This is a genomic window from Bradyrhizobium sp. CCBAU 051011 (assembly GCF_009930815.1).
GTDB lineage: Bacteria > Pseudomonadota > Alphaproteobacteria > Rhizobiales > Xanthobacteraceae > Bradyrhizobium.
Map to the genome: position 1 here is coordinate 4,118,070 of NZ_CP022222.1, position 24,223 is coordinate 4,142,292.

23 protein-coding genes, 2 tRNA genes and 1 pseudogene are annotated in these 24,223 nt (G+C 62.9%); 11 read left to right on the forward strand and 15 right to left on the reverse strand.

What is annotated here, in order from left to right:
- Nucleotides 1-153 precede the first annotated feature (153 nt).
- Nucleotides 154-387, forward strand: a complete 234-nt coding sequence (locus ACH79_RS19435; protein WP_161852436.1) for a hypothetical protein — start codon at nt 154-156, stop codon at nt 385-387.
- Nucleotides 388-575: 188 nt separating this feature from the next.
- Nucleotides 576-2,264 carry a methyl-accepting chemotaxis protein gene (locus ACH79_RS19440; protein ID WP_161852437.1) on the forward strand — a complete coding sequence of 563 codons (1,689 nt, stop codon included), beginning with the start codon at nt 576-578 and terminating at the stop codon, nt 2,262-2,264.
- A gap of 102 nt (nt 2,265-2,366) precedes the next feature.
- Here the strand turns inward: ACH79_RS19440 and ACH79_RS19445 are convergent, their stop codons facing one another.
- The 5 genes from ACH79_RS19445 to ACH79_RS19465 all read right to left on the reverse strand — a co-directional run bounded on the left by ACH79_RS19445 (nt 2,367) and on the right by ACH79_RS19465 (nt 7,981).
- The gene (locus ACH79_RS19445) at nt 2,367-5,087 is read right to left on the reverse strand and encodes a DUF2339 domain-containing protein (protein ID WP_161852438.1); all 2,721 of its coding nucleotides are present in this window, start codon (nt 5,085-5,087) and stop codon (nt 2,367-2,369) included.
- A gap of 175 nt (nt 5,088-5,262) precedes the next feature.
- Nucleotides 5,263-5,769 (reverse strand): tyrosine phosphatase family protein, encoded by a 507-nt coding sequence (locus ACH79_RS19450; RefSeq protein WP_161852439.1) that lies wholly within the window; start codon nt 5,767-5,769, stop codon nt 5,263-5,265.
- A 99-nt stretch (nt 5,770-5,868) separates the two neighbouring features.
- Nucleotides 5,869-6,480 (reverse strand): YfbR-like 5'-deoxynucleotidase, encoded by a 612-nt coding sequence (locus ACH79_RS19455; RefSeq protein ID WP_161852440.1) that lies wholly within the window; start codon nt 6,478-6,480, stop codon nt 5,869-5,871.
- The gene (locus tag ACH79_RS19460) at nt 6,477-7,103 is read right to left on the reverse strand and encodes a DNA-3-methyladenine glycosylase I (RefSeq protein ID WP_161852441.1); all 627 of its coding nucleotides are present in this window, start codon (nt 7,101-7,103) and stop codon (nt 6,477-6,479) included. The genes ACH79_RS19455 and ACH79_RS19460 overlap by 4 nt, the downstream gene beginning before the upstream one ends.
- Entirely contained in the window at nt 7,100-7,981 is an 882-nt protein-coding gene (locus ACH79_RS19465) for a folate-binding protein YgfZ (RefSeq protein WP_161852442.1), read from the reverse strand. Before ACH79_RS19465 ends, ACH79_RS19460 begins: the two co-directional genes overlap by 4 nt.
- Before the next feature lie 138 nt (nt 7,982-8,119).
- On the opposite strand from ACH79_RS19465, the gene ACH79_RS19470 reads away from it, so the two are divergent.
- Nucleotides 8,120-9,454, forward strand: a complete 1,335-nt coding sequence (locus ACH79_RS19470) for a dihydroorotase (protein WP_161852443.1) — start codon at nt 8,120-8,122, stop codon at nt 9,452-9,454.
- A gap of 149 nt (nt 9,455-9,603) precedes the next feature.
- A complete protein-coding gene (locus ACH79_RS19475) occupies nt 9,604-10,590 on the forward strand; it encodes an integrase core domain-containing protein (RefSeq protein ID WP_161849690.1) in 987 nt (328 codons plus the stop codon).
- Nucleotides 10,591-10,632: 42 nt separating this feature from the next.
- Here the strand turns inward: ACH79_RS19475 and ACH79_RS19480 are convergent, their stop codons facing one another.
- From ACH79_RS19480 to ACH79_RS19500, 5 genes are all read right to left on the reverse strand, one after another.
- Nucleotides 10,633-10,899 carry a hypothetical protein gene (locus ACH79_RS19480; protein ID WP_161852444.1) on the reverse strand — a complete coding sequence of 89 codons (267 nt, stop codon included), beginning with the start codon at nt 10,897-10,899 and terminating at the stop codon, nt 10,633-10,635.
- A gap of 153 nt (nt 10,900-11,052) precedes the next feature.
- A complete protein-coding gene (locus tag ACH79_RS19485; protein WP_161852445.1) occupies nt 11,053-11,691 on the reverse strand; it encodes an HAD family hydrolase in 639 nt (212 codons plus the stop codon).
- Nucleotides 11,692-11,697: 6 nt separating this feature from the next.
- Entirely contained in the window at nt 11,698-12,075 is a 378-nt protein-coding gene (locus ACH79_RS19490; RefSeq protein WP_065727355.1) for a TIGR02301 family protein, read from the reverse strand.
- Nucleotides 12,076-12,118: 43 nt separating this feature from the next.
- The gene (locus ACH79_RS19495) at nt 12,119-12,538 is read right to left on the reverse strand and encodes an NUDIX hydrolase (RefSeq protein WP_161852446.1); all 420 of its coding nucleotides are present in this window, start codon (nt 12,536-12,538) and stop codon (nt 12,119-12,121) included.
- A gap of 87 nt (nt 12,539-12,625) precedes the next feature.
- Nucleotides 12,626-13,099: a hypothetical protein gene (locus ACH79_RS19500; protein ID WP_161852447.1), complete on the reverse strand. Its 474-nt coding sequence runs from the start codon at nt 13,097-13,099 to the stop codon at nt 12,626-12,628.
- A 104-nt stretch (nt 13,100-13,203) separates the two neighbouring features.
- Between ACH79_RS19500 and ACH79_RS19505 the strand changes: the two genes are divergently transcribed.
- Entirely contained in the window at nt 13,204-13,968 is a 765-nt protein-coding gene (locus tag ACH79_RS19505) for an SOS response-associated peptidase (RefSeq protein WP_161852448.1), read from the forward strand.
- A gap of 105 nt (nt 13,969-14,073) precedes the next feature.
- Here ACH79_RS19505 and ACH79_RS19510 read toward each other — a convergent pair whose 3' ends face one another.
- Genes ACH79_RS19510 through ACH79_RS19525 form a run of 4 tightly spaced genes read right to left on the reverse strand, consistent with a single transcriptional unit; the run spans nt 14,074 to nt 17,573 of the window.
- Nucleotides 14,074-14,655 (reverse strand): GDP-mannose pyrophosphatase, encoded by a 582-nt coding sequence (locus ACH79_RS19510; protein WP_161852449.1) that lies wholly within the window; start codon nt 14,653-14,655, stop codon nt 14,074-14,076.
- A gap of 14 nt (nt 14,656-14,669) precedes the next feature.
- A complete protein-coding gene (locus ACH79_RS19515) occupies nt 14,670-15,113 on the reverse strand; it encodes a GNAT family acetyltransferase (protein ID WP_161856449.1) in 444 nt (147 codons plus the stop codon).
- A gap of 11 nt (nt 15,114-15,124) precedes the next feature.
- The gene (locus tag ACH79_RS19520; protein ID WP_161852450.1) at nt 15,125-16,552 is read right to left on the reverse strand and encodes an FAD-binding oxidoreductase; all 1,428 of its coding nucleotides are present in this window, start codon (nt 16,550-16,552) and stop codon (nt 15,125-15,127) included.
- Between the two features lie 28 nt (nt 16,553-16,580).
- Nucleotides 16,581-17,573 (reverse strand): L-threonylcarbamoyladenylate synthase, encoded by a 993-nt coding sequence (locus tag ACH79_RS19525; RefSeq protein WP_161852451.1) that lies wholly within the window; start codon nt 17,571-17,573, stop codon nt 16,581-16,583.
- Between the two features lie 69 nt (nt 17,574-17,642).
- Here ACH79_RS19525 and ACH79_RS19530 point away from each other — a divergent pair.
- Nucleotides 17,643-17,719: transfer RNA gene (locus ACH79_RS19530), tRNA-Pro, on the forward strand.
- 8 nt (nt 17,720-17,727) lie between these two features.
- Here the strand turns inward: ACH79_RS19530 and ACH79_RS19535 are convergent.
- Nucleotides 17,728-18,975 (reverse strand): tyrosine-type recombinase/integrase, encoded by a 1,248-nt coding sequence (locus ACH79_RS19535; RefSeq protein WP_161852452.1) that lies wholly within the window; start codon nt 18,973-18,975, stop codon nt 17,728-17,730.
- 465 nt (nt 18,976-19,440) lie between these two features.
- On the opposite strand from ACH79_RS19535, the gene ACH79_RS19540 reads away from it, so the two are divergent.
- The 5 genes and pseudogenes from ACH79_RS19540 (at nt 19,441) to ACH79_RS19560 (ending at nt 24,223) form a co-directional block, all read left to right on the forward strand.
- Nucleotides 19,441-19,501 (forward strand) — tRNA-Met (locus tag ACH79_RS19540).
- 486 nt (nt 19,502-19,987) lie between these two features.
- A pseudogene (amiE, locus tag ACH79_RS19545) lies at nt 19,988-20,307 on the forward strand (aliphatic amidase); the annotation flags it as partial.
- A gap of 228 nt (nt 20,308-20,535) precedes the next feature.
- Complete coding sequence (locus ACH79_RS19550; protein WP_371419429.1) at nt 20,536-21,342, forward strand: Crp/Fnr family transcriptional regulator; 807 nt, start codon at nt 20,536-20,538, stop codon at nt 21,340-21,342.
- Between the two features lie 406 nt (nt 21,343-21,748).
- A complete protein-coding gene (locus tag ACH79_RS19555) occupies nt 21,749-23,185 on the forward strand; it encodes an ABC transporter substrate-binding protein (RefSeq protein ID WP_161852453.1) in 1,437 nt (478 codons plus the stop codon).
- An 18-nt stretch (nt 23,186-23,203) separates the two neighbouring features.
- Nucleotides 23,204-24,223 carry an ABC transporter permease gene (locus ACH79_RS19560; RefSeq protein ID WP_246738598.1) on the forward strand — a complete coding sequence of 340 codons (1,020 nt, stop codon included), beginning with the start codon at nt 23,204-23,206 and terminating at the stop codon, nt 24,221-24,223.

Below are 24,223 nucleotides of genomic sequence, written 5' to 3' on the forward strand. Positions count from 1 at the left end.
CGCAGCCGGCGGATCATCTACCATCCCCCACCTAATTGGCTAATGCGAACCCGTAGTCATACGGGCTGGCGCATTCATGTCCTGGTAGCGAATCTCGTTCGAAGTGGTGGCCGGCAGGGGAAGGCCGGGGCGGTCCAACACATGAGAACAATCATGCCGCTGTATTTTTTTCGGATCAGCCACGGTCGCTACACCGGCGCGTCTGATCAGGGGTCCGAATTTGAAAGCCGCGAGGCTGCCTGGTCCGAAATGACCAAGGTTTGCGGCAACCTTCTCGGCAGCCTTTCACGCAGCCTCAAACAGAACGCCGAATGGCAGATGGAGCTTCTGGACGAAGCCAAGAAGCCGGTATTCAGAATCCGGCTTGTCGCCGAATCCGTCGGTTAGCACCTCATCGCGACGGCGCTTGTATCCAGGTAGTTTTACGCATCCGGGTAATTTTACTGAGCTTCCGGTTAACCATCGCTTGGAAGATGATGCGTTACGGCTGCCGAATATTCCCGGCGCATCGAAGATTAGACGGCAGTTCCTCATAATTCAGCGGCGCCTGTCTCCAACGCTTGAGAGAGCCAGCCATGTCCGCACTTTCCATTCGCGCCAAGGTCATCGCCGTGATCGCATTCATGCTGATCGCAATGTCCGGCATGGGGCTGCTGGCAATCCGCAGCATGCAGGTGATTAACGCCCACACGGTGGAGATCGCCACGAGCTGGCTGCCGAGCGTCCGCGTGCTTGGCGAGCTGCGCGCCGACATCAACCTGTTCCGGGTTGCGCTGCGCGCCCACGTGATGGCGGAAACGCTGGAGGCGAAGGCCGCCAACGACAAGCGGCTGGCCGGAATCCTCGAGCGGATTGCGAAAGATCGTAAGGCTTACGAGCCGTTGATCTCCACTCCCGAAGAGCGCTCGATCTACGAGAACTGGGCGCGTGCCTGGGACAGGTACATCACCGGCGTTCAGGAAGTCATCGAGCTGTCGCGCCAGAGCATCGGGCGGATTCCGCATGAGGCGAGCGAGGCCATCTCCAAGAAGGTTGCGGTGATCGCCGCCGAATCCGATGCGTTCCTGGAAAAGGCGATCAACCTCAACAATGCGGGTGCGGACACCGCGATCAGGCAGGCCGCGGAAGGTTATAACTTCGCGTTCTGGATCGTCCTGGGCATTGTCGCAGGCGTCGTCATCTGCGGAGTCGGCGTCGGCATGTATCTGGTTCGCGATCTCTCGCGCGGGATTACTTCCATCGTGAAGCCGATGCAGGCGCTCGGAAGCGGGGATCTGTCCGCCGAAGTGACACGCCGCGGCGAGAAGACCGAAATCGGCGCCATGGCCGACGCCTTGCAGGTGTTCAAGGATGCGCTGATCGCCAAGAAGGCAGCCGATGAAGCCGCTGCCCGCGACGCCGAGGCCAAAATCGAGCGCGGCCGCCGCGTCGACGGCATCACGCGGAATTTCGAAGCCATGATCGGCGAGATCGTCGAAACCGTTTCCTCGGCCTCGACCGAGCTCGAGGCTTCCGCAGGCACGCTGACCTCGACCGCGGAGCGCGCGCAGGAGCTCGCCACCACGGTCTCGGCAGCCTCGGAAGAGGCCTCCACCAACGTGCAGTCGGTCGCATCCGCCACCGAGGAGATGGCGTCTTCCGTCAACGAGATCAGCCGGCAGGTTCAGGAATCCGCGCGGATGGCGAGCGATGCGGTGGATCAGGCCGCGAGGACCAACGATCGCGTCGGCGAATTGTCGAAAGCCGCTGCCCGCATCGGCGACGTGATCGAGCTGATCAATACCATCGCCGGCCAGACCAATCTGCTCGCCCTCAACGCGACGATCGAGGCGGCGCGCGCCGGTGAAGCCGGCCGCGGCTTTGCGGTCGTTGCGTCGGAAGTTAAGGCGCTCGCCGAACAGACCGCGAAGGCGACCGGCGAGATCGGCCAGCAGGTCACCGACATCCAGGCGGCAACACAGGATTCGGTGAACGCCATCCAGGAGATATCGGGAACGATCGCAAAGCTGTCTGAAATTTCCTCGGCGATCGCGGCTGCCGTGGAAGAGCAGGGCGCGGCCACGCAGGAAACCTCCCGCAACGTGCAGCAGGCGGCACAAGGCACGCAGATGGTCTCCGCCAACATCACCGACGTGCAGCGCGGCGCAACCGAAACCGAGACCGCCTCATCGCACGTTCTCTCGGCGGCGCAGTTGCTGTCGGGCGACAGCAACCGTCTCAAGGTCGAGGTTGCCAAATTCCTCGAGTCGGTGCGCGCCGCCTAGAGCTCCGTTTCGATGATATCGAAACAGAGCTCCAGATTCTTGGTTTGACGCGTTTTCTTAACGCGAACCGGTTGCCACTTCGCTTGAAAACGCTCTGGTTGATCAGCTTCCCGGGGAAGCAGCCGGCGCAGGCGGCGGCGCAGCCGCTTGCCTGCGGAACAGGATCCGCTGGTACAGCCAACCGATCGCCACCAGCACCAGGCCGAGGCACATGAACGACAGCGCGCGATAGACGCCGGTCAGTGTCGACATGTCGATCAGGAAGGCTTTCAGGATCGTCAGCCCGATCACCACCGCGGACGCCAGGCGTGCGCGTTGCGAGTTGAAGAGAATACCGACGCCGAGCAGTATGACGCCGAACGCGAGATACGCGATCGAATAGGTGTACTGCTCCGCGCCGGTGGTTGGGCCGACCGAGATCGCCGGGCCGTGGTACATTCTCCTGATCTCGAACGTCACATAGGCCAGCGCGAGAATGAGCGCCGCTCCCGCGATCGTGTTGGCGTAGGTGACCGGACGGTGGCCCGCGACCGCATAGGACAACAGCAGCGCGAGCAGGGCGGGCAGGGCGTAGCCGAGCAGCAGGAGGTTGATGACGACGCCGCCGACTTCGATCCATCGCAGCATCGGGTTATCCAGCAGCAGCAGTCCGAACACGGTCGCGAGGCCGGCAAACGCCGTGAGCAGGATCGCGCCGGCATTGTGAATAACGCTGCCGGTGCGAATGCGCAGACGCTCCAGTCCGATCGCCATCGCCAACGTAACGCAGACCTGCAGCGCGACTTCGGTGAGTCCGGCGCTCTGCTTGTACACATCGCCATTGTTGACGGCGTGGCGGATCTCCATGAATGCCAGCAGCACCGTGAAGAGGATCGCTGCCGCCTCCACCGTTCGCAGCGGCCCGTCATCGCCGCCGCGGCGCAGGAAGATGCTGCCGGCCCAGAACGACGCCGCCGGAATGCCGTAGCCCCACAGCAGCCAGTTGAAGATCGGCGTGGTGCCGACAGCGTGGCCTACGATGCGGGGCTCGTAGCCGATCCGCAGCACCACGATGCCGGCGAGGATGGCAGCGAGCGCGCGCAGGAACGGAATCGGCCGCTGTGTCGAAATCCAGGCGGTGCCTGCCGACATCAAAGCCAACGAAATCGTCAGCCAGCCTTTCTCCAGCGCAAAGGTTAGCGCCAGCGCGAGCGCGGCGAGCGTGCCGGTTGCAAACAGCGCGATCGAGGCCGGCAATCCCGGACGGTCCTCGCGCTTAGAGAGGATCTCGGTCGCGGCGGCAAAGGCCGCGGCCAGCATCACGGCGAGGATCGCGAACGGGATCGAGCGGTCGAGATGAGCGATCCGGGCGTAGAGCGCGACCAGAAGCGCCAGCGGCGTGAACACCGCCGCGGCCGACCAGATCACGGGTATGACCGGCCCCATCGAACGTCCCTGCGCGAGGAATCCCGCCACGCCGAAGCCTGTGGCGAAGATCGCGGCCGAGATCAGGTGCAGCGACACCGATCCGTCCGTGACGTTCGGCCCGATGCCTTGCGGCGGGCCGCCGGGCAGTACCAGCATGTCGGGATTGGCGCGAATGGCCCATTCGGCGAACACGACGAACACCAGCGCGGCGGCGGCGCCGACTGCACCGGCGGCGGCATCACTGCGCCAGGCAATCGCGAGGCTGCCGGCCACCAGCAGGCCGAACACGATCAGCGCGGTGTCGGCATGGAAACTGTTCAGCACGATGAGGGTCGCGCCGAGCAAATAGGCCGCCAGCGAGCCGGACGAGATCGGCTCGACCTCGCCCTGATGGGCGGGCGGGCCGAACATGAAACCGCACACCACGAGCAGCGCGGCGAGAATGAATCCGACGAGGACGTGGAACGCATGCGGCCCGACCATCGAGGGGCCGCACTGCAGGCACGGGAAGGTCCAGAGCAGTGCAAACACGATGGTGGTGACCGCGAGCCAGCGCCATAGCCTGACGCGTGCGAGGCCGAAGGCCGCAGCGGTGACGATGGCGAGATAGATGTAGAGTGCCCAGTAATCGGCATTGCCGGAGGAGACCAGGACCGGCGTCACGAAGGCGCCGACGACGCCAAGGCCGGCGAGCGCCGGGCCATGCAGGAGCGCCGCGGCCAGCGTGCCGAGCGCCACCAGCCCGAGCATGATGAACGCGGTGGCGGGCACCAGAAAGCCGTACAGCGCGTAGGCTGCGTACACCGTGGCAAACGCCACGGCCGTTCCGGCGGCGGTCAGGATCGCCGGGATATTGGCAATCGGCAGCGCGGCAATGGAAGATACGCTCTCCTTGCGGCGCGTCCATTCGCCGGCCAACAGCAGGGCCAGCGCGAACAGACCGCCGAGTGCCGTGCGGATTTCGTTGCTGAGCAGGTTCGCCTCGATCGAATAGCGGACCATGAAGAAGCCACCGAGCGCCAGCGTCAGCCCGCCGACCCACACCACCCAGCGGGTGCCGATCGTTTCTTCGAAGCCGCGGTCGGGTTGCGGCAGCGGTGGCGGCGGGGGCGTCGCGCCGCCTGCGGCTTGTGCCGGAAGCTCGGGGGGAGCAACGGGCGCGATGGATTCGACCTCGGGAAGAATGGGTGGCGGTGTTGGAGCGGTGGCCCCGGTCGAAGCCGGCGGCAGGGTCTGCTCGAATGCTTCAAATGGCGTGAGTGGTGGAGGCACGGGCGCGGCGGCGGTCGCCGGCGCCGTCTGGATCGCGCCCAGACGCTGGCGCAACTCCGCTACCTGATTCATGGCCTTTCGCGCGAAAATCAAAGCGACGATCGCGATCACAAGCGCGAAGAAAACGAAGGGGTCGTCGAACATCGGGCCTCCAGGAGGGCGCGTCAGAGCGTTAACCGGCCACGTCCGCAGCCCGGTTGCAATCCTGTGTGCGTCGTTGTCCGCTAAAAGTTCAAATCAAGCCCGTGAGGCAATGTCGCACGCTTCGCAGCAAAGGATATGGCATTTTCGTGCCATATCCTGCAGGAGCGCACAGGCTCTATTCCAGATCGAGCCGGAATGGCCGGCCTTCGACCGTCATGCTGCCCGGGCCCATTTCGTCCAGCGCGCGTAGCATCCGCCCCTCGCGCCCGAGCGCCCTGTCGGCGAGGCTGACGATCAGCCGGTTAGGGGAAGCGATCGGCGAACGGGCGCGAATTTGCCGGGCGATCTCGATCTCGTCGCGGTGCGGATTGAGCGCGCAGGCGGCGGCAAAGGCGCTCGCCGTCGAGCGGCTGATGCCGGCATAGCAATGCACCACCATCGGCGCGCTGCGGTCCCAGCCTCGGACGAAGTTCAAGACCCTCTCGATGTGCTGCTCCGACGGCGCGACAAAGCCATCCATCTGTTCGGTGATGTCGTCCATCGACACCCTTAGATGGTTGGCCTCGAGTATCGAAGCGGGGCGCAGCACTTGATCGACATTGGCCATCACGGTCAGAATGTGGCTGGCGCCGGTTGCCCTGACGGTCTCGGGAAGTGCGGCAAGCGAACAGACGTGAAGCATGGTGATCCTGCGAAGCGTTCCCTGGTGGGTTTCTTTTGGCACAATTATGCAATTATAGGCTCGCGAGTGGGGCGGTGAAAGCAGGTTTGCGGGCGGCGATCAGCCAAGCAGCAGCGTAAATCGTGCCAAAAACTGCTTCTCTGCCCGGGCCGCGGTCCACGGCGTCAGGTAGTCGCGCACCGTGGCCTCGGGCAGGCCGGGATCCCGTCCGAACAGGCGCTTTGCTTCACTGACCGAAAATCCTGCGAGATGGGTGGCTTCGAGATAGGCCGCGCCACGATCGGCCGCCTTGATGGCTTTGGTGATTTCGTCGGCGATCGTCGGCGGCAGGCCGAAGCGAATATGGATCGCCGCCAGCAGCCGTTTCTCCACCACCTTGTAGTCGCCGCCGAGCACGGCCTTGAACGGCGAAATCATGTCGCCAATGACATATTCGGGAGCGTCGTGGAGCATCGCGGCGAGGCGGAAGCGGGCATCGACGCGCGGCATCTGCTCGCGCATCACGGCTTCGACCAATAGCGTGTGCTGCGCCACAGAGAAAATATGCGCGCCGCTGGTCTGCCCGTTCCAGCGCGCCACGCGCGCCAGGCCATGGGCGATGTCGGCGATCTCGATATCGAGCGGGGAGGGGTCGAGCAGGTCGAGCCGCCGCCCCGACAGCATCCGCTGCCAGGCCCGGGTGGCGACTTGGGACGATTTTCGCGGCGTCATTTGGCCTTGAGGCGGGGCTTGCGGAGTTTGCCGCTGCAGATCTCGTGGCAGAAGCAGGTGACCAGGTGGTCGTTGACCATGCCGGTGGCCTGCATGAAGGCGTAGACGATGGTCGGACCGACGAATTTGAAGCCGCGCGCGCCGAGCTCCTTGGAGATCTTGACAGAGAGCGGCGTCGAGGCCGGCACGCTCGCGGTGGTCTTGAACTGGTTGACGACGGGCTTGCCGTCGACGAAGTCCCACAGGAATTTGGAGAAGCCCGCGCCTTCTTCCATGATCTTCAGATAGCCCTTGGCGCTGTTGACGGCGCCCTCGATCTTGGCGCGGTTGCGCACGATGCCGGCATCGTTCATCAGGGCGTGGATTTTCTTGTCGCTGTAGCGCGCGATCTTCTCGGGTTGGAAATCGTCGAATGCCTTGCGGAAGTTTTCGCGCTTGCGCAGGATCGTGATCCACGACAGTCCGGCCTGGAAGCCGTCGAGGATCAGCTTCTCGTACAGCGCACGGTCGTCATACTCGGGCACGCCCCATTCGGTGTCGTGGTAGGCCATGTAGAACGGGTCTTCGCCGGGCCACGGGCACCGAATCTTGCCGTCAGGGTGCAGGCGCGCAGATTTGCTCATGCGACGGTCTGCTTCGGCGGGACGCGAATCTCGTTCGGATCGGTCAGCTGGATCGCAAGGCCGCCGGCAGTCAACGAAAGCCCGGCATCGAGCGCATCCGCAACGCGATCGATCCGGACCAGCGCGAGGCCGTGGCCGCCGGCGGTCGATCCCATGGTGCCGACCTGCTTGTCGCCGCCGAGAACGGCGACACCGGTTTCAGGTGAAAAATCTTCAAGCGTGATCCGCACGATCCGAGTCCGCGCGGTGCCACGATGCTGCATCCGCGACACCACTTCCTGGCCGACATAGCAGCCCTTGTCGAAATCGACGCCGTGCAGACGGTCCATGTTGGTCTCATGCGGGAACGCGTCGCTGTACATGAAATCGAGCCCGCCGCGCGGCACGCCCAGCGCGATGCGATGCACCTCGTAGGCGTCGCTGCCGACGAGATCGGCGCCGATCAGGTCGGCGACCTTCTGCTTGAGATCTTCGGGTACGAGAATGCGCCAGCCGAGAGCTTCATGCCGCGGATCGGCAAAAGCCAGATCGGGCTTCATCGCGGGTTCGCCGTCCCAGGCCGCCAGCACGCCCATGCTGTCGGAGATGTTCTCCACCGCGACCTTGGCGCGCAGCTTGTAGAAGCCGAGCTTGTCAGTGAGGTTCTGCGCCAGCGCGCGGGGCGCGTCGATCAGGAAGCCGCCGCCATGGCCGGGCGGGGCTTCCGTGATCAGGAAGTCGAACGTGATCTTGCCCTGCGGCGTCAACAGCGCGCCGAACCGGCCGTGCCCGGGCTGCAGCAGCGAGACGTCGGTGGTGATGAGGCCGTTGAGGAAGTTGCGGGCATCCTCGCCGCTCACCTTGACCACGCCCCGGTCTGGAAGAAACGCTGCTTTCATAAGCTAAATCGGCCTCTTTTGACGTGTTTTTGAAGTTCCTGGGAAAACATAGGTGATGGATATCCCATGCGAAGTTAAGGCGCTAAGGTGCCGCCAACAAGCCCTGCACGAGAGCCTTAAAGCGGGCGTCGAGGACCGATGAATCAACGATTTGATACCATTCTAAAATCCGGCACCGTGGTCAATCAGGACGGCGAGGGCGTCCGCGACATCGGCATTTCCAATGGCCGGATCGCGGCGATCGGCGGGCTCGGACAGGCTTCCGCCGCCGAGACCATCGACTGCAAGGGGCTGCACATCCTGCCTGGCGTGATGGATACGCAGGTGCATTTCCGCGAGCCGGGGCTGACGCACAAGGAAGACCTCGAGACCGGCTCGCGCAGCGCCGTGATGGGCGGCGTCACCGCGGTGTTCGAGATGCCGAACACCAATCCGCTGACGGTCACCGAGGAGACGTTCACCGCCAAGATCAAGGCCGGCCACCATCGCATGCATTGCGATTTTGCCTTCTTTATCGGTGGCACCCGCGAGAATGTGAACCATCTGCCTGAACTGGAGCGCGCTCCGGGTTGCGCCGGCGTCAAAGTGTTCATCGGCTCCTCCACCGGCGCGCTGTTGGTCGAGGACGACGAAAGCCTGCGGCGCATCTTCCAGGTGATCCGCCGCCGCGCCGCCTTTCATGCCGAGGACGAATACCGCCTCAACGATCGCAAGCCGATCCGCGTCGAGGGCGATCCGCGCTCGCATCCGATATGGCGGGACGAGACCGCGGCGCTGATGGCGACCCAGCGGCTGGTCAATCTGGCGCGCGAGTCGGGAAAGCGTATCCACGTCCTGCACATCTCGACCAAGCAGGAGATCGAGTATCTGCGCGACCACAAGGACGTCGCATCCTGCGAGGCGACGCCGCATCATCTGACGATGGCCGCGCCGGAATGCTATGAGCGGCTCGGCACGCTGGCCCAAATGAACCCGCCGGTGCGCTCGGCCGATCACCGCGAAGGCATCTGGTATGGCATCGAGCAGGGCATCATCGACGTCCTGGGCTCCGACCACGCGCCGCATACGCTGGAGGAGAAGGGCAAGACCTATCCGGCTTCGCCCTCGGGCATGACCGGGGTGCAGACGCTGGTGCCGTTGATGCTCGATCACGTCAATGCCGGGCGGCTATCGCTGGCGCGTTTCGTCGATCTCACCAGCGCGGGTCCCGCGCGGCTGTTCAACATTGCCTGCAAGGGCCGCATCGCGGCCGGCTATGACGCCGATTTCACCGTCGTCGATCTGAAGCGTAGCGAGACCATCACCAACAAATGGGTGGCCTCGCGCGCGGGCTGGACGCCCTATGACGGCGTCCGCGTCACTGGCTGGCCGGTCGGCACCATCGTTCGCGGCAAGCGCGTGATGTGGCAGGGTGAGGTGACGACGCCGTCCACCGGCGAGCCGGTGCGGTTCCTGGAGACGTTGAAGGCGTAGGGCAGGATCTCACCCCGTCATTGCGAGCGCAGCGAAGCAATCCACGGCTCGGCATAACGGATGGGTGGATTGCTTCGTCGCTATCGCTCCTCGCAATTGTGCATGTTCACTAATTCGCTGATTGGATCGCTCCTCTGGAGGACGATCCGATGCGCGACAATAGCTACGACCGGACGATTGAACGCAACTATCTGCAGAAGTGGCGGTTTCTGATCCCGGAATATGAGGCGGTGAAGGCTGGTCGATCCCCGCTGTTCAAGCGGGTCGGCGACTTCTACCGCCATCACGGGACCTGCTCGCAGACCTTCCGCAAGTATTACAATCGCTATCTGCAGAGCGGTGAGGAAGCGGACCTGCTGCCGCGCCGGCGCGGGCCCAAATGGCGGGAACGGCGCGAGCCGGAAGGGATCGAGGCGGAGATCGTCGCCCACCGCAGGCGGGGGATGAACCGCTACGAGATTCATGCCGTCTTGCGTGAGAAGCGCGACACGGTACCTTCGCCCGTAACGATCTACCGGGTGCTGAGACGCTACCAGCTGAACCGCCGCACGGTGGCGATGCGTGAGGAGAAACGTCGCATTATCAAGGACAAGCTCGGGGAGCTGGGCCACGTCGATCTGCATCAATTGCCGCGCGATATGTTCCTCGCGCCACCCCCGGTCACGGCCTACATCATCAGCCTGATCGACAGCTGCTCGCGGCTGGCCTGGGCCGAGGTCCTGACGTCCAAGAAGGCGCTGCCGGTCATGTTCAAGACCCTGAAGATGATCAACACCCTCAACGTCACCTATGGGCTCGTCTTCCAGGAAATCCTGTCCGACAACGGCGCCGAGTTCGCCGCCCGCACCAAGCCGGACGAGCATCCGTTCGAGGCCATGCTGCTCGAGCTTGGCATCAAACACCGCTACTCCAGGCCCTATCGACCGCAGACCAATGGCAAGGTCGAACGCTTCTGGCGCACCCTCGACGAGGACGTTATCGAGGGCGCCACCTTCGACAATCTCGATCACTTTGCCAACGAACTGTTCGAGTACCTAATCTACTACAACAACCACAGGCCCCATCAGGCCTTGGCGGGGCAAACTCCCAAGGCCTTCGCCGCTACCAAGACCACTGCGATCCAATCAGCGAATTAGTGAACATCGACAGCAATGACGGTGGGAGCTTTAGCGGCCCTCTTACTGCTTCGCCAACGCCAGCGAAAACTCGCCGTTGCGCACGCGGGCGGACAGACCTTCCGTGAATTTCGCCACCGCATCCTCGCCATAGGTCGAGACCAGTTCGGCCAGCGCCGCAAACAGGCTCGCCTGCGCCAGGCAGTCGCCATCGACGCCGTCGTGCCGCGCTTCCGCCCAGGCTTCGCTGAGGTAACCGAGCGCAGTCTGCTTCTGTTCGTGGTCGGGAAGCGGGTCGCGGGCGAGCGGGAAGGTGGCTGGGCGGCTCATGAAGCTCAACGAAATCTGCGCGCGAACCAGGGCGGAACGCATCCTAACGCGATAAGCTGTAGCACGCGGTGCCGGCGCGCCTAGGCCACATCTTTAGGAAAGGTTAACGGCGCTGCTGATATTTGCGGCGACGGTTCCATGAGGTCGCTGAGCTCAGGAAATGCAGCCAAGAATCGCGCCCGGCGTCGCGCAAACATGGTGCGCGCCGGCGCCCAGCAATTCGTCGCGGCTGCCGTAGCCGTACAGCACGCCGATGCCCTTCATGCCGTTGTTTTTCGCGCCGACCATGTCGTGGCTGCGATCGCCGATCATCAGGTTTTTGGACGGATCGACGCCGACTTCTTTCAACGCGTATTCCAGCAGATGCGATTTGTCGGCGCGGGTGCCGTCGTACTCGGCGCCGAACACGCGCTCGAAGTGCTTGCGCAATCCGAAATGGTCGATGATGCGCTCGGCGAACACGTGCGCCTTGCTGGTGGCGACGAACAGCCGGTGACCGGACGCACGGAGCGCCGTCAGCACCTCGTCGATCCCGTCGTAGACGCCGTTCTCATAGAGGCCGATGTCGGAAAATCGCTCACGGTAGAGCGCCACCGCGCGGTCGGCGGAATGATCGCCGCCGAGCAATCTGACAAAGCTCGAGCGCAGCGGCGGGCCGATGCACCAGGTCAGGTCGTCGGCGGTCGGGATCGTTGGATGATCGAGCCGCTGCAGCGCATACTGAATCGAGCGGGTGATGCCCAGTTTCGGATCGGTCAGCGTTCCGTCGAGGTCGAAATAGATCGCGTCCATGGGCCCTCAGTTCGCGTAGCGCGCGGTGAGGTCGCGCGAGATCTTTGAACCTTCCTCAATATATCTGCGAATCGCGACCGAAGCTGCGGGGGTGCAGGTCCGGTAGGTCTGTTGAAAACCGTTATAGCCGCGGTTGAAGCCGGCGATCATGCGGGCGCGGCGGTCGCCGGAGGGGGTTTCGGCGTCGATCAGCGCCTGCATTTCGTTGCGCCATTTCGCCCCTTCGTTGGCGCCGCAAATGCCCCGGAGGTAGTGCAGGGTGCCGAGTATCTCGGCCAGCCGCTGCAGGTCGCCGTCAAATGGCGCGGCCGCATCCTGGGCCCGCGCCGGGGCCAGATGGCATGCCGAAATCAGGATAAGGGCGGCGAGGGCGTGTTTTAGCATCTGAGGGCCGATATGCCCCCTCGGGACGCCCGAGGCAAGGCGTCTAGACGAGCTTCCGGGCGGCCTCGATGACCTCCAGAAGGCCGCCGGTGACCTTGAGGTCGCCAAGCCCATCGGGGGCCAGCCATTTGAAATCGTCGTGCTCGTCGTTCAGGACCGGCTCCCGGGCCGTCCAGCGCGCCGCGAATGACATGATCAGATAGTGCCCGCCGCCGCCGGCTCCGGGCAGCACCTCGCGCCAGCCGGCCAAGCCCAAAATCTCGATTCTGAGCCCCGTTTCCTCGTCCACCTCTCGGTGGAGCGCCGCGTGCAGGGATTCGCCGAATTCGACCCGGCCGCCGGGGAGCGAGTAAAAACCCTTGCCGGGTGAGCGGGCGCGGCGGACCAGCAGCACCTTGCCGTCGCGAAAAATCGCGCCGCTGACGGCGAGCTGGGGGCGGGTCGGATGGACAGGCGAGGTCAAGGGACGGTCCGATAAGCAGGTTCCTGTGGAACGATCATGCCCGATCGGTCTGCGCAGGTCTAATTGCAGCGGCTGGAGCCAGGCGGCTTAGTTCGTCAGCGCGGATTCGATGTCGGTATCGGAATTGCCGTTGATGACGCCGCCGGCCAGCGCCACCAGCGGCTTGACCCAGGCGGTGGCCTGCTCGGCCAGCGTGGAGCGGGTCTTGTCCTGCTGGGCTTCACGCATCGCCTTGCCCACCGCTGACAGAATCGAGGTCATGGTAGCCGTGAGCTTGTCGAAATCGGCCCGGACCTTGGGGTCGGCGCATTCATAGGCCTCGATCGCGAGGTCGCGGGCCTTGAAGTTGGAGGCCCAGAAATGCTCGGCGTAGGACAGTGGCGTCCATGTGAGAAAATCCTCCGCGCATTCCGGCATGTCCGGAACCATTTCGAGCAGCATGATGGCTTCGTTGAAATGATTCAGATAGTCGGTGGCGAGCCCGGTGCGGGGATTGATGTTGGCCGCACGCAATTGCTCCGCACGGGCCTCGTCTATACGGACCGTCGTCGGTGGCGGCATCGGGCGATCGGATCGCACTTCTGTGGCGGCCGTAGCATTCATCCGTTCCACTGTTAACATGCTGGGTTAACACCCATTAAACGGAAGCTTATGTTGGTCAGATAATGTGCGGACGTTTCGTCATTACCTCGCCGCCGGCGGCGCTTCGGCAGATCTTCGGCTATATCGAGCAACCTAATTTCCCGCCGCGGTATAATATCGCGCCGACTCAACCTGTTCCGGTGGTCATTCTGGAAAATGGCGGCCGCCATTTTCGGCTGATGCGCTGGGGGCTGGTGCCGGCCTGGGTCAAAGACCCTCGTAAATTTACCCTCCTGATCAACGCGCGCTCCGAGACGGTGCTCGACAAGCCCGCGTTCAAGAACGCGATCAAGCGACGGCGCGTCCTGATCCCGGCCGACGGTTATTACGAATGGCAGGATGCTGATGGACGCAAGCGGCCGTTCTTCATCCACCGACGCGACGGCCATCCGGTCGGCTTTGCCGCGCTCGCGGAGACCTGGATGGGGCCGAACGGCGAGGAGACCGACAGCGTCGCCATCGTCACCGCGCCCGCCAGCCACGATCTCGCCACGCTGCATCATCGCGTGCCCGTGACGATCGCGCCCGAGGAATTCGAACGCTGGCTCGATGGCCGGACCAATGACGCCAACGACGTGATGCCGCTGCTGCGCGGGCCGGCCGAGGGCGAATTCGCCTGGCACGAGATTTCCACCCGCGTCAACCGTGTCGTCAATGACGACGCGCAATTGCTGCTGCCGATCACCGACGAGCAGCGGGCCGCGGAGGAGCCGAAGCCGAAGAAGGCCGCGCCGCGCAAGGCGGCATCGGTGGCGCCGGAGGATGACGGGCAGGGCTCGTTGTTTTGAGGCATCAGTTCTGTAGGGTGGGCAAAGCGCAGCGTACCCACCATTTCCACCGCGTAATTCCGCTCGCAATGGTGGGCACGCTTCGCTTTGCCCACCCTACGGCCCTTACTTAAAAATATTCAGCGCCGCGTATTGCAACAGCATGATGGTCTTGGCGTCGACGATGCGGCCGTCCGATATCATCGCGAGCGCCTGGTCGATCGGCAATTCGAGCACCTCGATGTCCTCGCCTTCCTCGACGAGGCCGCCGCCGTCACCGATGCGCATCGCGGCTTCATATTCGGCGACGAAGAAGTGCAGTTTCTCGGTGACAGAGCCCGGGCTCATGAAGGCTTCGAAGATCTTGCGGACCTCGCCGAGCCGATAGCCGATTTCTTCCTCGGCCTCGGCGCGAATGCGCTCCTCCGGTGAAGCGTCATCGAGCATGCCGGCCGCGGCCTCGATCATCAGCTCGTCGTAGCCGGCAAGGTAGGTCGGCAGGCGGAACTGGCGCGTCAGCACGACGGTGCGACTTGCGACACGATACGCCAGCAGCGCCGCGGCATGGCCGCGGTCGAACACTTCGCGCTTCATCGTCTGCCACTCGCCGCTGCCGCGGCGATACTCGAACTCGACTTCGTTCAACCGGTAATGCCGGTCGGAGAGCACGTTGATGTTCTTGACGCGGACACGATCGGAAATGGTCATGAAAATCCTTCAGCTCACCGCGGCTCGCGGCCGTCGAGCCATTTGGTGAAGAACAAGATCTTCTGCTCGCCGAAGCCGATCGACTGGTAGAACGCGGCAACGCCGGAGTTTTCGGGGCGCACCAGCAATTGCAGTTTCGGTACCCCAGCGGCGCGCAGCCAGTCCTCGGCCGCATTCATAATGGCGCGGCCATAGCCCTTCGCGCGGCGATCGGGATCGGTGGCGACGTAATAGACCCAGCCGCGGTGGCCGTCATGGCCGACCATCGCGGTGGCGACGATCGCGCCACCGTCGCGGCCGATCAGCACGGTCGAATGCGGTCCGCGACGGGCGAGGGCAATGTCAGCGGCGGGATCGTTCCAGGGTCGCGTCAGGCCGCAGGCCTGCCACAGCGCGATTACGGTCGCAACGTCAGCGTCCACGATGTCCGCGATCGCGAGCGCGGGCGTTGTCTTCATTGCAGGCGCAGTCACAGCACCTTCCCAGGATTCATAATGCCGAGAGGATCGAGCATCGCCTTGATGCCGCGCATCAGCTCGATCGCGACCTTGTCTTTCACGTCGGGCAGTTCATCGCGCTTGAGCACGCCGATGCCGTGCTCGGCCGATATCGATCCGCCCATCCGCAGCACGATCTCGAACACGACTTCGTTGACCTCATGCCAGCGCGACATGAAGTCGGCGGTGTTGCCACCGACCGGCTGGCTGACATTGTAGTGGATGTTGCCGTCGCCGAGATGGCCGAACGGCACCGGCCGCGAGCCGGGGATCAATTTCACGACGGCCGCATTGGCTTCTTCGATAAACGCAGGGACCGCGGCAACCGGCACCGAGATATCGTGCTTGATCGAGCCGCCCTCCGGCTTCTGCGCCGCCGACATTTCATCGCGCAGTTTCCAGAATCCGGCGCGCTGCGTCAGGCTAGCCGCGATCACGGCGTCGTCGACGATGCCTTCGTCCATGCCTTTTGCGAGGATCGATTCCAGCGCGGCACTGGCGTCGTCGCGCGAGGACGACAATTCCATCAACACGTACCAGGGGTGCTTGGTCGTGAGGGGATCGCGGATGTCGATGCCGTGACGCAGGCTGAAATCGACGGCGATATCGGCCAGCAATTCGAAGCTGGTCAGGCTGCCGGCGGCCTCGTTCTGCGCAATTGACAACAGTTTGAGCGCTTGCGCCGGGGATTGAAGGCCGACATAGGCGGTCTCCACCGCGTGCGGCTTCGGAAACAGTTTTAGCGTCGCCGCGGTGATGATGCCGAGCGTGCCCTCGGCGCCGATGAAGAGGTTGCGCAGATCGTAGCCGGTATTGTCCTTCTTCAGTTTTGACAATCCGTTCAGGATGCGGCCGTCGGCCAGCACGACTTCCAGCCCGAGCGCCATCTCGCGCGCCACGCCATACGCCAAGGCAGCCGTGCCGCCGGCATTGGTGGAGAGATTGCCGCCGATGGTGCAGCTTCCTTCCGCGCCGAGCGACAGCGGGAACAGGCGATCGACCTCGGCCGCGCGCTGCTGCGCGATTTGCAGCACGACGCCGGCTTCGCAGGTCATGGTGTTGGAGGCAGGATCGATTTCGCGAATCTTGTCCAGCCGTCGCAGCGAGACGACGACCTCGCCATTGTGCGGGGTCTGGCCGCCGACGAGGCCGGTATTGCCGCCCTGCGGCACCAGGGCAATCTTGTGCTCGCTGGCGAGCTTGCAGATTGCGGATACTTCCGCCGTCGAGCCGGGCCGCAGCACCAGCGGCGAGCGGCCGTGGAACAGGTCGCGTTCCTCGGTGACGTAGGGCGCAATATCGGCCGCATCGGTCACCGCATATTTGTCGCCAACGATGGCGCGGAATTTTGCGATCAGCTCGGCGGGAAGCGGCGGCACGGAATTCTGGACGACATTCATTTTCTTTTTCTCTTTCATTCTCGCCCATTCATTCTCGGCCGACTGCTGCGCGGCGCAGCCGGTCGTTAATGGCTTCGCCCAATCCCTCGTCCGGGATGGGCATCACTGCGATGGTGCGCGCCCCCTTGGCGTCGAGCGCGCGAAGATGGCCGAACAGGTTGGCGGCGGCCTCGTCGAGATCGCCGCGCTCCGACAGATTCATCACGTGAGAGGCGGCGTCAATTCCCGAAATTGCTCCGAGCCCGAACGCGAGCAATGCTTCGCCGGGCTCGAGCCCGACCGCGTTCAGCCGGACACGCGCGCGCGGTGCGTAGTGCGAGGCCAGCATGCCCGGCGCCAGCGGCTGCCCGTTGTCGCTTTCGGCATCAGCCGGCGGCTGCGCAAGGGCGCGGCCGAGCACGCGCTCAATCTCGGCGCGCGGCAGGCCGCCGGGTCGCAGCAGCATCGGCTCGCCAAAGCAGCCGACGATGGTCGATTCAACGCCGACCTCGACCGCGCCGCCGTCGACGATCAGGTCGATCCGCCCTGCGAGGTCGCTCTGCACATGGGCGGCCGCGGTCGGTGAGACGTGGCCCGAAATGTTCGCGGATGGCGCCACCACCGGGCCGCCGAACACGCGCAGAATGTCGCGTGCGATCCTGTGGGCAGGGATGCGGACCGCGACCGTATCAAGGCCCGCGGTCGCGAGATCAGCGACCGCGCAATCTTCCGTCTTCGGCAGCACCAGCGTCAGCGGACCCGGCCAGAACGCTTCGGCCAGCGCCGCCGCCGCGGCGTCAAAACGGGCGATCAGTCGCGCGGCGGTGATATCACCGACATGGGCGATCAGCGGGTTGAAGGCCGGCCGGCCCTTGGCCTGGTAGAGGCGGGCGATCGCGGCCGGATTGGTGGCGTCGGCGCCGAGGCCGTAGACGGTCTCGGTCGGGAACGCGACCAGCCCGCCTGCCGCCAGCGCGCGCGCGGCAGCCACCACGGCGGTCTCGCTGGCGGGCAAAATCTGGGTTTTCAGACCAACATTCACTGTGATTAATTTCCTTAATTCGGCTGCTTGCGGTCGCCGAAACCCAAGGCTATAAGCCGCGTTCCAAGTCGGAGTGTGGCTCAGCCCGGTAGAGCACTGCGTTCGGGACGCAGGGGTCGCAGGTTCGAATCCTGCCACTCCGACCATGAAATTCTTATGCTTTTCGTCTTTTTTCACGATAGGCAGCCAAGTCAACCCCGGGAATAACCCCAGATACGCTGTTCTCCTTTGGTTTCGATGTGATTGCGGTGGCCGCGTCGCGTAAGAACTCCGGATGGTGATGGCCGTAGGTGTCGAGCAGAACCTCGACGGACATGCCGAGGAACCCGGCCGCTTTCCAGGGATCAGCCCCGCGCTGCATCAGCCTCGTTGCAGCCGTGTGCCGCAAGGTGTGGGGCGTGACCTTTCCCTGCTCGGTGGATAGGCGCGCAAGCCTGACCGCACTCCGGGATCCGGTCTTCACGGATTTCACGGCCGCTCCATTGAACTCAACGAAGTGCGATATGATTGCATCCGTTCGAACCCAGCGCCGCATATGTGCGAGCAGGCGATCGGGTAATGGCGCCGGTGGCTGGCGCTTCTTGGTGCCTGTCTGACCCTGTGCAAGCCGGTAGAAGATGCCGTGCTCCAGATCGACATATGATCGACCTTCATCGCGATACGGCGACGCGGATGCGATGGCGCCGGCACGCGTGCCCGTGTAGAGGCCAATCAGGATGAAGCGTGCGATATGACGCAGCGGACGCCTATCCGTTTCTATTTTCTGATTTTTCAAGGCGCCGCGATGTTGCGTCTGCACCTCGCGATATCGCCAGCAGGTCCACAAAAGAGCAGCCGCTTCGCTGCGGGTTAGCCATCGGTCGCGGCCGCGCCCTTTGGCCGGCAGCGCCACACGAACCAGGCCGCGGTGAAGGCCCTCGCGCGAATGGTGGTTTATCGCGGCGCGCAGATCTTCGAGATCACGGCGGGCCCCACCTGGTCGACGGCGCGCCTTGACGTACTTTGCGCAGGTATGCGCATTCACTTCAACCAGCATCATGCCCCCAAAAAAATCGTTCAGGCGGCCAATGCGATCGGCAAATTCTGTGATGTCGGTTTGCTTGGCTTTGCGCTCGAGATAAATACCCTCGCGATGGGCGTGGTAGATTGCGAGCACGTCCGCGATATCGATATCCTCAATGTCGCGGGTCCGACGTGAAGGTCGATATTTTGAGACAATGTAGTTGGCTAGGGCGTCCTCAGCGGCCTTTGGCGGCTTTCTTTCAGCTTCGCCCGCAAAGATTCCTGTGGCAACTTCCCGGTCTCCGTCACGGATGGTCCAGACGGCGTTGGCAATGATGCGCCCGTTCTTTCGCTTCGCCTTTCGTTTGTAGAGCCTTGGGCCCTTACTGATACGCGGCATAGTTCCCTCATGCGCTCAATATGTGCCAGCGTCGTAAAATCCTTGCCCGCGATGCGCTCGATGACAAGTCGACCGCGCAATGCTTCTTTGCGAAGCCCGGAGCTGGTCATCGATCCGTCGGGAAACGCCAACGCAGCTGCTGTCGACAGTCGAATGGGATCGTCGGGCTTGACGTCGGTTCGGCGTGTTGACGATGCACTCATTGTAGCACGTTCGCGGGATGTACGCTGCGCGCACGATTGCGCACCTTTGCGATGGTGATCCTCGCGATGACGAATGAAAACGATATTTTCGCTGCATGCTAATAACCCGCATCGAGTGCCCGCGTGTTTCCTCTGGTCCGCTCGTAGACAAACGTAAATCAACCTGACGCTGCGTAGTAGAAAAACCTGCGCGTTTCGCCGAACGGATTCGACATGACGAACAGCAATTTAATCCTATGGCGCGCGACGATATGTGAATTGCGGCGCACTGGCCGCGTCAGGTTCATAACCTGAAGGCCATAGGTTCAAATCCTATCCCTCCACGCAACCGGTTATCAGGCCCTTGAGAACACATCGTTTTCGAGGGCTTTTTGCTACTCTGAACTTGGCCGGAAATTTCGCTCGTGGAAGCGGCGATAGGAAAGTGGCAGCGTAAATTCGGCGACGGCGGACGGGGCGCGATGACTCAATTGTGATCACAGCTCGATAGCTAGCGCCCCAATCACGTCAGATCAGATCTCGGCTCGAGTAGACGTCCACGATCTTTGCTGGCCGGTCACGCTGCCTCACCGATAAATTACGAATCTGGGGGACGGGAGTTCGAATCTCTTCGGCGCGCCAAACTACGAAATTCCACGACATTCTTCGATATCGCACGATGCAGCTCCGGTCTGGTAGGGATTCGTTGCAATGTTCGGTGCAGCGGATAGGGCCCTGTACAACACGGCTAGGAACAAAGCCCTATCCTCTGTATTCATTCCGGAGCAGGGTCTAGCGAGCGGCGTGAACGCGACGCTATTATTTCGAGCCGCACCCTCGGCGAGACCGGCGAGGAAGAATACGGCATCCAGTATGCGGCGCCATCCAAGCATCTGATCCGCGATGCCCGCTGCAACAACCAGTCGCAGAACCACCTCTACAAGCTTTTGCATCGCGGCTACACCGGAAGATCAATTCCGGCGAAAGCGCGCGAGGCGTCGCCGCCTGTCCCTACGATTTTTATTCGAAATTGATCGCCGATCCGGAAGGCAAGCGCGAAATGGTCGAGGCGCTGACGCGCTCCACCGCCGGCACCGAGGAATGCCCGATCGACGGCATCCCGAACGAGCTGACGGGTAGCAATTACTAGAGCCACCGCGCCATCCACCGGCTTAGTTCAGCCTCTGGGGCAGGCCAAGGCAACCAGCTTGCTCTGGACCTGACGTCAAGCGAGGACGCTGCGACAAACGTGTTCGGAATTCGCCCTGAGCATCCTGGCCGCAGGATCACGCGCGCCCAGGCGGCGCCGGGGGGCCTTCCTATCCTTGCCGACTCCTTGGCGCAAGATTTGCTTAACTTGCATCGATGGAGGCGTTTTTTGGCAGGCAAGCTGGCAAATACCTGGAAGATGCAAGCCAGCCTCGGCTGGGCTGACCAAGCTCGTTTTGGCGCCATGCTGATGCCCGACGAGAAGGCGCGGGGAGACGGCCCGGCGCCACTCTTCCAAGGTCTTTCCGAGGCGGAAATCCAGCAGGTCGTCAGCGCCAGCAAGCGCAAGGTCTACTACCGCGGTGCGCAGGTCTTCAGTCAGGGCAGCCCGCAGGACGGCATCTATCTGGTCGAGAGCGGGCGCATTCGCGTCTTCTACATCGGCCCTTCTGGACGCGAGATCACGTTGGCCTATTGGCATCCCGGCAATTTCGTCGGGGGTCCCGACGTGTTCAATCGAGGAATTCACGTCTGGTCAGGCGCGGCTGCGATCAACAGTTCCGTCCTGCATCTGCCCGGAGACGTGTTGCGCCAGATGGTCCTGAAAATCCCTGCGTTGGCGCTGGGCATCATCGAAGGTCTCAGCTTCAAGGGACGCTGTTATTCCTCGCTGGCGCAGATGCTCGGCACGCGCTCGCCAACGGAGCGGCTCGCCCATCTGCTGCTGCACTTGATGGATCTTTACGGCGTGAAGGAGCGTAGCGGCACATTGATCGCAGCCTCATTCACCCATGCCGATCTTGCAAACATGGTAGGCGTAACCCGCCAATGGGTGACCACCACGATCAAGCGCCTAACCGAGATGGGCGCGCTAGATGCACACGGGACCAATATCCTGATCAAGGATACCGCGCCGCTGGCAAAGATGCGCGACGGCAAGGCAGCCAAGGGTGGTCTTCAGGACGACGCAGACTGACAACTGGCAACCTCTCGCTTGACTTAATGCGGCGAGCCGCTCCGAGGCGCGTCATGTCGCCCAATATTTCATCAGCAGCTCCCTCGTCTCTGGCTATTTCCTGAGCAGGCGGACTTTTTCGGCAAGGATTTGCGTGCTGCCGCCGTTCCTTGTTTTAAGAACTGCTTTCCAAGCCCAGAACTCACGTCAAGCACGACAATTCGGTCGTCTTGAGGGGTTTCGCGAGTGGGCTTCATCGCCGCCGTTTCTTCCTTCGTTAATTCGGTGCGTCGCATGCGGCGGACGGGGACAACCTGTCGCGCAAGCAGGGTACAAGCTGGCTTGGCCCTTGCACCCCCGATAGCGCCGAGCGCAGCCCAACGGCGGGCTGCCATCAAAATCCGCGGCAAATTAAGGGGTTAACGTGATGAACATCGCCACACTCGTGTCTTGCGGTTCAAAGGTCGCCCCCTGGTGCGTGGCGGTGGCACTTGTGCTCCCTTCCGGGGATTCGCGCGCGCAGGTGTTGGAGATCGGCATCGGCACGCAGAACACGACGACAAATACGGTGACAGGCGGCGTCGTTATCAAGGAGCTTGGTCTTCTCGAGAAGAACCTGCCGAAGACCGGAAAGTACAAAGATTTCCAATACAAACTCAACTGGCAGAACGCGACGTCGGGTCCGCCGATTACCAACGGCATGATGGCCAACAACATCCAGATCGGGATGATGGGTGACTACCCGCTGATGGTGAACGGCGCCACCGGCCAGGCCACCAACAATCCGACCCAGCTCATCGCCATCATCGCCTACAACGCCGTCGGCGGCGGCAATGGCATCGTGGTCCACAAGGACTCGCCGTTCTATGAGCTCGCCGACCTCAAGGGCAAGAACGTCTCGGTGCCGTTCGGCTCCGCCGCGCACGGCATGATGCTGACGTCGCTGCAGAAGAAGGGGCTGCCGCCGGATTTCTGGAGCCTCGTCTCGCAGTCGCCGGAAGTCGGCACCACCAATCTGCAGGAAAAGCGCATCGACGCCCATGGCGACTTCGTGCCCTTCGCCGAGCTGCTGCCATTTAAGGGCTTCGCCCGCAAGATCTATGACGGTGCCGAGACCAAGGTGCCAACCTTCCATGGCGTCACCGTGCGTAAGGACTTTGCGGAAAAATATCCGGAGATCGTGATCGCCTACCTGAAGTCGCTGATCGAGGCCAACGAGTGGATGCGCAAGAATCCGAAGCTCGCCGCCGAGAGGATCGAGGAATGGACCAAGATCAACAAGGAAGTGGTCTATATCTTTCTCGGCCCGGGCGGCGTGCATACGCTGGACCCCACCATCAAGAAGCTGCAGATCGAATCCGCAGGCGGCAGTTATGCGATCCTGCAGAAACTCAACATGATCAAGCCGCTCGATATGGGCGCATGGATCAACGACAGCTACATCCGTCAGACTTACAAGGAGCTCGGGCTCGACTACGACAAGCAGCTCGCGGCCTTCGATACCTACAACGTCACCGGTACCGATCCCGTCTGCAACGCGCCGGTCAACGATCCAAAGCTGGTCGGCGAAGTCTGGATCCAGGGCGGCGACATCGTCCCCTTCAGCTCGCCGGTTTGCACACTGCTCGGCGTCAAGAAATACACCGGCGAAGGCAAGAAGCTCAACGCGGTTTACCTGGTCGACCATGAACTCGGGATCAAGGTGTTCGCCGACGCCGCCTTCTACGCCATCAAGCCTGATGCCAAGAAGCCGGAGGTGGTGCCGTTCCTGCTCAAGAAGGATGCCGAGGCCCATGCTGCGAAGAATGGCGGCAAGCTTGCCACCTACGCCGAAGCCTTGAGCGCGATCAACGTCGGACAATAGGGGGCGGCGATGGGCAGCATGGCGCGAGCGAAAGTTGCGGCAATCCCGATCCTCAATGGGCAAATCGATCCGGAGCGGGTCGTCGAGAGCATGATGACGTCAAAACCAGAAACCCCGGTGCCCGCACCGTCGGCCACCGAGGCATCTGGGCAGCCGAGCCCGGCCGTGGCAGCGGAGCCGGCGGCGACCGAGCCCGAGGTGGTGCCGACAACCTCCCTGCGCGATATCGCGAACGCCGTGCTCAGGCAGATCACGCGCGACCGACTCATCACGGCGGCCCTCGGCTGCATCTCGATCGGTGCGCTGTTCCTGGTCTGGTATCTCGGAACGAAGTACCGGTTCGAGTTCTACATCCGCTTCAAGAACGTTCCGACGCCGGCGGAAGTGTTTAACCAGTTGACCCAGGTCGGCCTGTCGAACAAGTACCTCGTCAACATCGCGATCTCCGTGCGCCGCATCCTGACCGGCTTCTTCATTGCGATCGCCATCGGCGTGCCGCTCGGCCTCCTGATCGGCAAATATCAGCGCGTGCGCGATTTCTTCATGCCGTGCGTCGAGATCCTGCGGCCGATCCCCGCGATCGCCTGGGTGCCGATGTCGATCATGCTGTGGCCGAACAACGAGGCCGCGATCGTCTACATCACCTTCATCGGCGCGTTCTTCCCGATCCTGCTCAACACCATCCACGGCGTGCATTCGCTCGACGGCGTGCTGGTCCGTGCAGGCAAATGCCTCGGCGCCAATGAGGCGCAATTGTTCTGGAACGTGATCCTGCCGGGCTCGCTGCCGCACATCTTTACAGGCCTTGCCGTCGGCATGGGCGTCGCATGGGTATCGCTGATCGCCGCCGAGATGATCTCGGGCCAGTTCGGCGTCGGTTACTTCACCTGGGAGGCGTACTCGCTGGTGGATTATCCCGCGATCATGCTCGGCATGATCACGATCGGCGTGCTGGGACTCGCCTGCAGCGGCGTCATCCGCATGGTCGGCGCCTTGTTGATGCCGTGGCTCGCCTTCGCACCGGGAGGGAAGCGATGA